11 protein-coding genes and 2 pseudogenes are annotated in these 9,763 nt (G+C 69.8%); 7 read left to right on the forward strand and 6 right to left on the reverse strand.

Going from position 1 to position 9,763, the window contains the following annotated elements; translation table 11 throughout:
• The first annotated feature begins 134 nt into the window (after nt 1-134).
• Entirely contained in the window at nt 135-974 is an 840-nt protein-coding gene (locus I0Q12_RS14865; RefSeq protein ID WP_197252650.1) for an inositol monophosphatase family protein, read from the forward strand.
• Nucleotides 975-977: 3 nt separating this feature from the next.
• Here I0Q12_RS14865 and cei read toward each other — a convergent pair whose 3' ends face one another.
• Nucleotides 978-1,661 carry an envelope integrity protein Cei gene (gene cei, locus I0Q12_RS14870; RefSeq protein WP_197252641.1) on the reverse strand — a complete coding sequence of 228 codons (684 nt, stop codon included), beginning with the start codon at nt 1,659-1,661 and terminating at the stop codon, nt 978-980.
• Nucleotides 1,662-2,027: 366 nt separating this feature from the next.
• Between cei and I0Q12_RS14875 the strand changes: the two genes are divergently transcribed.
• Entirely contained in the window at nt 2,028-2,330 is a 303-nt protein-coding gene (locus tag I0Q12_RS14875; protein ID WP_068162126.1) for a DUF4193 domain-containing protein, read from the forward strand.
• A gap of 61 nt (nt 2,331-2,391) precedes the next feature.
• Here the strand turns inward: I0Q12_RS14875 and I0Q12_RS14880 are convergent, their stop codons facing one another.
• Nucleotides 2,392-2,895, reverse strand: coding sequence for a DUF3093 domain-containing protein (locus I0Q12_RS14880; protein WP_248675125.1), 504 nt, complete (start codon nt 2,893-2,895; stop codon nt 2,392-2,394).
• Between the two features lie 41 nt (nt 2,896-2,936).
• On the opposite strand from I0Q12_RS14880, the gene dut reads away from it, so the two are divergent.
• Nucleotides 2,937-3,407, forward strand: a complete 471-nt coding sequence (gene dut, locus I0Q12_RS14885) for a dUTP diphosphatase (protein WP_197252642.1) — start codon at nt 2,937-2,939, stop codon at nt 3,405-3,407.
• Nucleotide 3,408: 1 nt separating this feature from the next.
• The gene (locus I0Q12_RS14890) at nt 3,409-4,254 is read left to right on the forward strand and encodes a DUF3710 domain-containing protein (protein ID WP_197252643.1); all 846 of its coding nucleotides are present in this window, start codon (nt 3,409-3,411) and stop codon (nt 4,252-4,254) included.
• Between the two features lie 71 nt (nt 4,255-4,325).
• On the opposite strand, the gene I0Q12_RS14895 is transcribed toward I0Q12_RS14890, so the two are convergent.
• The gene (locus I0Q12_RS14895) at nt 4,326-5,711 is read right to left on the reverse strand and encodes a wax ester/triacylglycerol synthase domain-containing protein (RefSeq protein ID WP_197252644.1); all 1,386 of its coding nucleotides are present in this window, start codon (nt 5,709-5,711) and stop codon (nt 4,326-4,328) included.
• 23 nt (nt 5,712-5,734) lie between these two features.
• Nucleotides 5,735-6,484, reverse strand: coding sequence for an alpha/beta fold hydrolase (locus I0Q12_RS14900; RefSeq protein ID WP_231610701.1), 750 nt, complete (start codon nt 6,482-6,484; stop codon nt 5,735-5,737).
• A 136-nt stretch (nt 6,485-6,620) separates the two neighbouring features.
• Here I0Q12_RS14900 and I0Q12_RS14905 point away from each other — a divergent pair, with 136 nt between their 5' ends.
• Together I0Q12_RS14905 and I0Q12_RS14910 are read left to right on the forward strand one after the other, a co-directional pair.
• Nucleotides 6,621-6,995 carry an OB-fold nucleic acid binding domain-containing protein gene (locus I0Q12_RS14905; protein ID WP_197252645.1) on the forward strand — a complete coding sequence of 125 codons (375 nt, stop codon included), beginning with the start codon at nt 6,621-6,623 and terminating at the stop codon, nt 6,993-6,995.
• 118 nt (nt 6,996-7,113) lie between these two features.
• A complete protein-coding gene (locus I0Q12_RS14910) occupies nt 7,114-7,776 on the forward strand; it encodes a DUF3159 domain-containing protein (protein ID WP_197252646.1) in 663 nt (220 codons plus the stop codon).
• Nucleotides 7,777-7,792: 16 nt separating this feature from the next.
• Here I0Q12_RS14910 and I0Q12_RS14915 read toward each other — a convergent pair whose 3' ends face one another.
• Nucleotides 7,793-8,587: a TrkA family potassium uptake protein gene (locus I0Q12_RS14915; RefSeq protein WP_307846249.1), complete on the reverse strand. Its 795-nt coding sequence runs from the start codon at nt 8,585-8,587 to the stop codon at nt 7,793-7,795.
• A pseudogene (locus I0Q12_RS35110) lies at nt 8,502-9,293 on the reverse strand (NAD-binding protein); the annotation flags it as partial. The gene I0Q12_RS14915 and the pseudogene I0Q12_RS35110, both read right to left, overlap by 86 nt.
• Before the next feature lie 28 nt (nt 9,294-9,321).
• Between I0Q12_RS35110 and I0Q12_RS14925 the strand changes: the two are divergent.
• A pseudogene (locus I0Q12_RS14925) lies at nt 9,322-9,763 on the forward strand (APC family permease); the annotation flags it as partial.

The raw sequence follows: 9,763 nt of genomic DNA on the forward strand, positions 1-9,763 counted from the left end.
CGAACCCGGCCGGGCCGTGGGTGGTGTGCGGGCGTGGCGTGTGTTCGGATGGGCGGGTGAGCGAATTCCAGCCACCGGACGCCCTCCGCGTCCCCGATGTCACCGACGCGGCCGACTCCGGCGATCACGAGGCGCTGCGCGCGGTGGCGGTGGCGGTGGCGGTGGAAGCCGCCACCCACGTCCGTGCCCGCCGACGCGAACTGTTCGGGTCGGATCCCGCCGCCGAGGCCGGTGCGGTCCGGACGAAGTCGACGATCACCGATCCCGTCACGATCGCGGACACCGAGAGCGAGGATCTGATCCGCCGACGGCTGACGCAGCTGCGCCCGGGCGACGGATTCCTGGGTGAGGAAGGCGGCGGCGATGCCGCGACGGGCGAGTTCCGTGTGCGGTGGGTCGTCGACCCCGTCGACGGCACGGTGAACTTCCTGTACGGGATCCCGGCGTTCGCGGTGTCGGTGGCCGCGCAGATCGACGGACGTTCGGTCGCCGGGGCGGTCGTCGACGTGACCACGGGCGACACGTACTCGGCGGCGGCCGGTGGCGGAGCCACGCTGACCACCGCGGACGGCATCGTCACGACCCTGCGCTGCACGCCGGTCACCGACGTGCGGCTGGCCCTCGTGGCGACGGGGTTCTCCTACGACGCCGACCGCAGGGCCCACCAGGGCCGGCTCGTCGCCGAGTTGCTGCCACGGGTGCGCGACATCCGGAGGATCGGCGCCGCCGCGCTCGACCTGTGCATGGTCGCGGCGGGCCGGCTCGACGCCCACTACGAGCACGGGCTGAATCCGTGGGACTGGGCGGCCGGTGCGCTCGTCGCTGCGGAGGCGGGAGCGTCGCTCCGGCTGCCCGCCGGGTTCGGTACCGACGGGGAACTCACCGTGGCGGCCGCTCCGGGCATCGCCGAGGAGTTCCTGGCCATGCTGACCGAGATCGGAGCCGACGCTCCGATCACGTCCCGGCGGGGGTAGCGCTCAGCAGCGTGCCGTGCGTGCGGCGGCGAGCAGATCGATGTCCAGCGGAGCGGTCTGCCCGTCGACCGGCGCCTCCCGCAGTGCCTGCAGGACCTCCTCGGCGTCGGCGTTGGGGGAGATCTCGCGCGAGTAGGTGCCCAGCGCCAGGTCGACGGTGTCGTCGGTGCGGGTGTCCTGGATCAGTTCGGCACACGGCGCGACCAGCCAGACGGTGCTGGCGGCGGCGAGCCCGTCGGGACCGAACCGGATCTGACCGTGGCACTGCATGTTCTGATCGACGTAGACCGGGTCGTTGCCGGCCTGCACGTCGGGAGCGCTCGCGAAGCCGTAGTCACCGAGCTGGGCCGCGACGTGCGTGGCCTGACCACGTTCGCCGTTGGCGTTGAACACGCGCACCCGGGTCGCGGCCACCGGGGCGGGTTCCACGTCGAGCAGCGTCGAGCGGCTCACGACCTCCCCGAGCGGCGCCGGCTCGGGCCCGCCCGGTTCGGTCGCCGCGGTCGGCGGGGCATTGCACGCGACCGTCGTCGTGTCCGGCTCCGACGACGAGAACACCGAGATCCAGACCACCATCGTGATCGCCGCCAGGATCGCGAACAGGACGGCGACCGGGGCCGTGCGTCGCCGGACGAAGGGCCGGCCGCGCTTGTCCGTCGCGCTGCCCTCGGTGATCAGGGAAACCACGCCGCCCTGCCTCTCGTCGTTCTGTGTGGGGTGCGGACATCACTGTAGAGGTCGCACCCGCGTGTCACGAGGAGGCGGTCGGCCCCAGGAATGTCTCGAGTTGCTGTGGTGTTGATGACAATTGATCGTCAATTCGCGCACACGCCCGAAACGGTTGAGAAATTCGCCTCTCCGTCGGCTATTGTTCGGCGGCCCGGTCGTCGAGGGAGGCGGCCACAAGGGTTCGGAAACGGAAGCCCCGGGTATGTCCGAGACCGGGACACCACCAGCGGGAACTTCCCGTGACAGTCGGGCGTTGCCCTGGCCGGAGAGCACCAACAGGGCTCGCCGGAAGAGCATCGGCACGAGGACTAGAGGTAAGAGGATATGGCGACTGACTACGACGCACCGAGGCGAACCGACAGCGACGAGGTGTCGGAGGATTCACTCGAGGAACTGAAGGCGCGACGCAACGAGGCGCAGTCCGCGGTCGTAGACGTCGACGAATCGGATACGGCCGAATCGTTCGAACTTCCCGGAGCAGACCTCTCCGGTGAGGAACTGTCGGTCCGGGTCGTTCCGAAGCAGGCCGACGAGTTCACCTGCTCGAGCTGTTTCCTGGTTCACCACCGGAGCCGGCTCGCGAGCGAGGAGAACGGCGTCCTGATCTGCCGGGACTGCGCGGCCTGACGGCTGCGCCGGGGACAGCGGGAGACACGGCCCCGCGGTCCCCGGAGAGAACGTGGCCGTGTCAGCTCTTCGAGGTGTCCGCACATCCCAAGGCGGCCAGCAGTTCTGCTGGCCGCCTTGTGCTGACCAGCCAATAGGGTGTCGGATCGTCCGGATCGTTCAGGACGACCAGCGCCATCGTGCCCACCCACGGCCGATGGGAGACGTAGGCGGCCGGATCGAGCTGCCGGCCCATGGCTGCACTCTTCGCGCTGGCGGGAACGACGACACCGCGGGCGATCACGTCGATCGGCAGGTGAGCGCGGTCGACGACGAGCTCACCGCCGACCACCCGGATCTCCTTCCGGGACAGCCACCACAGGATCCACACCGGAACGATCAGCAGGACCACGTAGGGCAGCCAATCCGGCAGGGCGCGAGCTGCCATGTTCAGCTCGGCGGCGAGCAAGGCGGCCACACCGAAGCCGAGGGGCCACCACCACAGAGGCACCCACAGACGTTCGGAGTAGGCCGGGGAACCGGTCGCGCTGCGGGCGGCGGCCCCGGGACGAGATGATTCAGACACGTCGTTCAGAGTAGTCGCCTGCACGGGTAGTCTCGGTCCACGTGACCGAGCTACCAGCCATCCCGCTTCGCCGTCTCGACCCGGGAATCCCCGTGCCGCGTCGGGCCCACGCCGGTGACGCCGGCGTCGACCTGTGCACCACCTCCGACGTGACCATCGAACCGGGCAGGCGGGTGCTGGTCGGAACCGGCATCGCGGTGGCGCTGCCGATCGGCACCGTCGGGCTGATCCACCCGCGGTCCGGCCTGGCTGCGAAGTTCGGCCTGTCCGTCGTGAACACCCCCGGCACCATCGACGCCGGCTATCGCGGCGAGATCAAGGTCTGCCTGATCAACCACGATCCGGAACAGCCGATCGAACTGCGGCGCGGCGATCGCATCGCGCAACTCGTCGTCCAGAAGGTCGAGCTCGTGGATTTCGTGGAGGTCGACGAACTCGACGGCACGACTCGCGGCGCGGGCGGATACGGATCGAGCGGCGGGCACGCCGGGCTCGTCAAGGAAGGTATGTGACATGTTCGGACGCCGTAAGAAGAACCGCGCCGAGTCCACCTACGTCGACGACGCCGCCTACGACTACGACGAGCACGACGACGAGGCCGGCGGTAATCCGCCCGCACCGGGAACCGGTCCGTTCGACATCGACGACATCGGTGAGGACGCGATCGGCACGACCCGGCTCGACCTCGGTTCGGTTCTCGTGCCCATTCCGCCGGGCGGGCAGATCCAGGTCGAGATGGCGCAGAACGGCGCACCGCAGGCCGTGCACCTGGTGACCCAGTACGGCCGGATCACTGTGACGGCCTACGCGGCACCCAAGTCGCCCGGCCAGTGGCGCGAAGTCGCAGGCGAGCTCGCAGACACACTGCGCAACGACAATGCGACCGTGAGCATCGAGGACGGCCCCTGGGGTCGTGAACTGCACGGCGTCACCCCGAACGCCGACCTGCGGTTCATCGGCGTGGACGGGTACCGCTGGATGATCCGCTGTGTAGTGGCGGGACCGTCCGGTGCGGTCGCCGCGAACGCACCGCTGGTGGAAATCGCGCGGGCGGTCGTCGCCGACACCGTCGTCCGCCGCGGCACCGATCCGCATCCGGTACGCACGCCGCTCCCGGTTGTGCTTCCGAAGGTGCTGGCCGAGCAGCTCGCTGCGGCCGCCCAGCAGCAACAGCAGGCCCAGCAGCAGGCCCAGCAGCAGCGGCTTCAGCAGGGACAGATGCCACCGCAGCCGGGTGGGCAGCAGATCCCCGGCCGGCAGCCGGGAGCCCCGCTGACCCCGCCTCGGACACCCGCGCCGCAACCGCCGCGACCGCGACGGGGTGAGTCCGGCTCGGCCATGCAGCAGCTCGGCTTCTGAACCCCGGAGCTCGGCTTCCGAACCCGGCGGGAGCCGCAACCTGCGCATCCGCCGGGTTCGTCGCCTCCGGCTCACACTCCCGGCCGGACCTCCTCCAGGACGTCGGCGAAGGCCTCCTCGAGCAGCGTGGCGTAGCGCTGCGCGTCCGGCATCACGTCCGGTGAGGTGATCACCGTCAGGGTGAGGTCGTCTCCGAGGCCGAACAGCCCGTGGATGAGCGTTGCCTCCGATGTCAGCGGTGGGCATCCCGCACCGAACAGGAGCGGACGTGCGGCCAGCGCCCACGGCGTGGTGTTCTTCACCCGGATGCTGGTGAGCGCGGTGTGCATGCGCGGGGCCGGGCGTGCGTCCAGCCGACGTCGGCTCGCAGCGAGTTCCCTCGGCAGCACGAACGACGGAATCGAGGCGGCGTCGGTCAGCCGGCGCAAGGAGGCCGCCGTCGCCGTCTCTCTACTCTCGATCAGTGACGCCTGGACCGCGGCGGCACGCTCCGGGATTGCGTCGACGCCCGGGTGCAGTAGGACGTTCGTCCAGCCGATTCGGTTGATCCCGAGCGACTCCGGCGCCGCCCCGACCGCGAGGGTGACGAACGCGGTCAGATCCTGCGGGCACCGGCCCTCCGTCTCGGTGAGATAGCGCTGCAGGGCCAGCGAGATGGTGGTGAGCGCGAGCGCGGTCACCGTGACGTTCCGGGGCAGCGAACCGACCCGTCCCAGCCGCAGCACCAGGACCGTCCGACGGTCACCGGGATCTCGGTTGAGCCGGGTCGAGGTGATCTCCGGTGCGGGCGCCGATCCGGCGGCTCCGGCCGTCTGCGCCTGCTTGGCGTCCCGCACCGCGGCGCGGATCGTACGGACGTAACGGATCGTCGCGCGAGGGGCGCGCGCGAGCCCCCGCGCCGCCGCGAGCACGGGATTGAGGCGCGGCTCCACCGGTCCCAGGCCGGGAAAGTGCACCGGTTCGGTGCCCTGGCCGTAGAAGGCTTCCCACAGGGGATGGACGATCGGTCCCGAGATCAGGGAGTGGTTTCCGCGGAACACCACGACTGTCGCGGGGCCCGTCGCACCCGGAGCATCGCGCACGCCGTGGAAGATGTCGAGCCGCCAGGCGGTCTCCCGCGCGTCGAGGGAGTCGGCAGCCAGATCCTCGAGAACGTCGAGCAGCGCCGGCCAGTCCAGCCCCACCCGCTCGTCGTGCAGGATCCGCTGCTCGACCGGCAGATCGTCGGCCACCCAGTACGCATGGTCGAGATGCCCGGGAACAGCGACGAAGCGCCGGTTCAGCTCCGCGTAGATCGGGGCACGCCGGCGGAAGTGCTCGGTGATCTCCGCGGCGGTCGGGGGTGTCCCGACCCCGGAGTCGAAGACCCAGAAGTTGAGCGGATCGAGGTGGTGACCTCGATCGGCGTCCAATACGTAGGCAGCGTCGATCGGCTGCACTTGTGATGTCAATGACATGCCGGAGGTATCGCGGGTATTCGTCACGCGGTTACACGCTCCCACACGGCCAGGCAGCCCGCGCCGAGAATCGCCGGATCCGCACCGACCTCGGCGAGGGTGACGGTCGTCAGAGCGGCGCAGGGCAGCAGAGCGGCCCATTCCTGCGCGACGGCGAGCGGGTGGACCGCGTCGTCGACGGCGGCGGTGATCCCGACCGGCACCCTCACGCCCGCGAGAGCCTCCGCGTCGAGTGCGTGGAAGGCCGCAGCCTCCTCGAGCGCGGACGGCAGGTCCGGCCACTGGGCACGCCAGGACCGCGACAGCTCCCGGCCCAGCCATGCCGGGCTCGATTCGACCATCGCCGCGACCACAGGCTCGAGCCCGTGCGTACGCAACTCGTGCGCCGTCCACCGGGCACTGGCTGCGGCGGGCGCCTCCTCCGGGGAGCCGGTCCACGCCGGAAGCGCCGCCAGGACCCCGACTGCATCGGACGGGTGCTGTGCCGCCCAGTGCAGGGCCACCGCAGCGCCGATCGACACCCCGCCCGCGAGGATCGCACCCGTGCGGGCCTCACGGTCGAGGGCGTCGAGGTAGCTGCCGACGACGCGCCGCGGGTCCGGGTCCACGGCGACGACGCGGATGCCGCGACGCTCGAGCGGGGCCCGGAACGCGGCGTCGGCGAACTGCGCGTCGGAGCCGGTTCCGGGCAGGACGACCGCGGTCAACGGCAGGTCACCGGCGGTTTGAGGTAGGTCCCGTGTGGGGAACACAGTGGGATCGGCATCGGCCATGCGTAGATAGTGCCGAACGCGAATCGAGGGTGCCGCACCGGATGTGGTTGTAGGTCTCGATTCGGTCTACAGTGGCCGTCAGAGACCCCTATGTGCGGAATGCGATCCATGCCGCACCCGTTTCAGGAGCGCTGTTATGGCACCCGCCACCGGTTACTTCCGCCGACTGACCCGCCGGTTGACCGAGGACATCGAGAGCATCGACGCCGAGGAGATCGCGGAGTCGTCCCAGGCGACCGGAGCCCGCAAGGCCGCCGAATGCACGCGAGGCGAGGAAGTGACGATGTTCGGGCGTCTGCGCAGCGTCGAGACCTGTTCGAAGGCGGCCAGTGCGACGGTCGAGGCAGAACTGTTCGACGGCACCGACTCGGTCGTGCTCTCGTGGATCGGACGCCGCCGCATCCCGGGCATCGAACCGGGCAAGACGATCCTGGTCCGCGGCCGCCTCGGAGAACGCGACGGCGCGAAGATCATCTACAACCCCTACTACGAGCTGCGCGAACGAGTCTGATCCTCGGTCGCCGGCTCCCGGCGACGGCGCGCGGCCGGTGGGATCCGCCCGCGCGTGCTCGTAATCATCACCCCCTGAGCGGAAGGTGCCGGTGCCCCGTTGTGGCACCCTCGTAGGAGTGAGCGACAGCAAGCAGCCGACGGTACTCGAGCAACTCGGTGGTTTCAGCGGGTTGGTGTCCTCGACACTGCCGGTCCTGGTTTTCGTCCCGGTCAACAGCCTTTGGGGTCTGACCGCGGCGATCTGGGCGGCGATCGCCGTCGCGACCGCCGTTCTGGTGTGGCGGCTGGCGCAGCGCACCCCCATCCAGCCGGCGATCTCGGGGTTCATCGGGGTGGCGGTGTGCGCGTTCATCGCCCACCGGACGGGTGACGCCAAGGGCTACTTCCTGTTCGGGATCTACAGCAGTCTCGCGTACGGCGCGGTCTTCCTGGCGTCGGTGCTGGTGCGCTATCCGCTCGTCGGCGTGATCTGGGGAATGCTCAACGGCCAGGGCACCGGGTGGCGTGCCCACCGGGACGCGGTGCGTGCCTACGACCTCGCGACCGTGGCGTGGACGCTGGTCTTCCTGGCCCGGTACCTGGTGCAGAACCACCTCTACGATGCCGACCGCACGGGCTGGCTCGCGGTCGCCCGCATCGGCATGGGCTGGCCGCTCACCGCGGTCGTGCTGCTGGTGACGCTGTGGGCGGTGCGTCGTGCCGATCGCATCGTCGAACCGGCCGTCACCGACGAGGACGCCTCGTTGCCGGGCGGCGAGACGCGCCGCGACGACAACTGACCGGAACCGGGTACTCCTAGAGCCCGATCGCCTCGCGCAGTTCCTGTTCGACCTCGACGGACGCGACGAACAGCAGTTCGTCGCCACCCTCGAGCGGATCGTCGGGCTGCGGCACGATTACCCGATCGCCCCGCAGGATCGTCACGAGCGCCGCGTCGCGCGGCAGAGCCAGCTTCCGGACCGGCTTGCCGGCGAGTGCTGTCGTGTCGGGGAGTGTGATCTCGATGAGGTTGGCGCCCTTGCGCAGCGTCATCAGGCGAACCAGGTCGCCGACCGAGACCGCTTCCTCGACGAGGGCGGCGAGCATCCGCGGCGTGGACACCGCGACGTCGACGCCCCACGACTCGTCGAACAACCATTCGTTGCGGGGGTCGTTGACGCGCGCCACCACCCGCGACACGGCGAATTCGGTGGTCGCGAGCAGGCTGAGCACGAGATTGGTCTTGTCGTCGCCGGTGGCGGCGATGACCACGTCGTAGTCCTGGAGTTCGGCCGCTTCGAGCAGGCTCAGCTCGCACGCGTCGGCGTGCACCCACTTGGCGTCCGGTACCGATTCGGGTTCGACATGCTCGAGTTTGCGTTCGAGCAGCATGACCTCGTGCTTGTTGCGGATGAGTTCGCGCGCGATCGAGCGCCCGACGGCGCCCGCACCGGCGATCGCCACCTTCATCTGCGTGGTCCTCTCAGTCGTTCTCGGCGGGCGGGTTCGCGGCCAGCGCGAGCGCCTCGGCGACGGTGCCCGACACCGCCGCGATGTACACCTGGTCGTCGGCCTGCAGCACCGTCTTGCGGTCGGGCAGCAGCCCGGCACCGAAGCGGATGATGAACGCGACCCGAGACTGTGTCGCGTCCTCGAGTTCCGTGACGTTACGGCCGATCCAGTCCTCGTGGAGGCTCACCTCCGCGACCGCGACCGTCCCCGTCGGGTCGCGCCAGCGGGTGGTCTCGGCGTCGCGGACGAGCGCATGCAGGAAGCGGTCCGTAGTCCACGGGACGGTCGCGACGGTCGGGATGCCGAGCCGCTCGTAGACCGCGGCGCGCTTGGCGTCGTAGATGCGGGCGACGACCCGCTCGATTCCGAATGTCTCGCGCGCCACACGCGCGGAGATGATGTTGGAATTGTCACCCGACGACACCGCGGCGAAGGCGTCGGCGCGCTCGATTCCGGCTCGCACGAGCACATCCCGGTCGAATCCCATGCCGACGATCGTCTGTCCGGGAAAGTCCGGACCGAGGCGCAGGAAGGCGCTGGGGTCGCGGTCGATGACCGCGACCTCGTTCCCGAGACGGACGAGTGCTGCGGCCAGCGACGATCCCACTCGACCGCACCCCATCACCACCACGAACACGCTCGATCTCCGTTCCGCTGCTACGCCCGACCGGCAACGTCCATTGTCCGGCGGTCGCCGGGTTGCCGAACCGAAACCGTACCGCCCCGTGCGGCGATCGCGCGTGCAACCAGCATCCAGGCTCCACAATTCGGCCATATCGGACAGGGGAGCGGGTCGGGGGTCCATCGGACGTGCGACGGCTTAGGCTTTGCGAGTGTCCAAGCTTTCGACCGCCACGAAGCGGTTGTTGTTGGGTAGGCCGTTCCGTAGCGACACGCTCGGCCACACCCTGTTGCCGAAGCGGATCGCCTTGCCGGTCTTCGCGTCGGACGCATTGTCCTCAGTGGCGTACGCGCCCGAGGAGATCTTCCTGGTCCTGTCGGTCGCCGGCATGTCGGCCTTCGTGTTCGCGCCGTGGATCGGGGTGATGGTCGCGATCGTGCTGGCCGTCGTCGTGGCCAGCTATCGGCAGAACGTGCACGCCTATCCGTCCGGGGGTGGCGACTACGAGGTCGCGACCACCAATCTCGGTCCGACCGCCGGCCTGACCGTCGGCAGCGCCCTCATGGTCGACTACGTGCTCACCGTCGCGGTGTCGATCTCGTCGGCCGCGGCGAACATCGGCTCGGCGGTGCCGTTCGTCGCGCAGCACAAGG

The sequence above is a fragment of the Rhodococcus sp. CX genome (assembly GCF_015865005.1).
Taxonomy (GTDB): domain Bacteria; phylum Actinomycetota; class Actinomycetes; order Mycobacteriales; family Mycobacteriaceae; genus Rhodococcus.

Excerpts from the sequence above, each read along its gene's own strand:
- I0Q12_RS14875 (WP_068162126.1), top strand. The coding sequence starts at position 2,028 with ATGGCGACTGACTACGACGCACCGAGGCGAACCGACAGCGACGAGGTG.
- I0Q12_RS14890 (WP_197252643.1), top strand. The coding sequence starts at position 3,409 with ATGTTCGGACGCCGTAAGAAGAACCGCGCCGAGTCCACCTACGTCGAC.
- I0Q12_RS14895 (WP_197252644.1), bottom strand. The coding sequence starts at position 5,711 with ATGTCATTGACATCACAAGTGCAGCCGATCGACGCTGCCTACGTATTG.
- I0Q12_RS14900 (WP_231610701.1), bottom strand. The coding sequence starts at position 6,484 with ATGGCCGATGCCGATCCCACTGTGTTCCCCACACGGGACCTACCTCAA.
- I0Q12_RS14905 (WP_197252645.1), top strand. The coding sequence starts at position 6,621 with ATGGCACCCGCCACCGGTTACTTCCGCCGACTGACCCGCCGGTTGACC.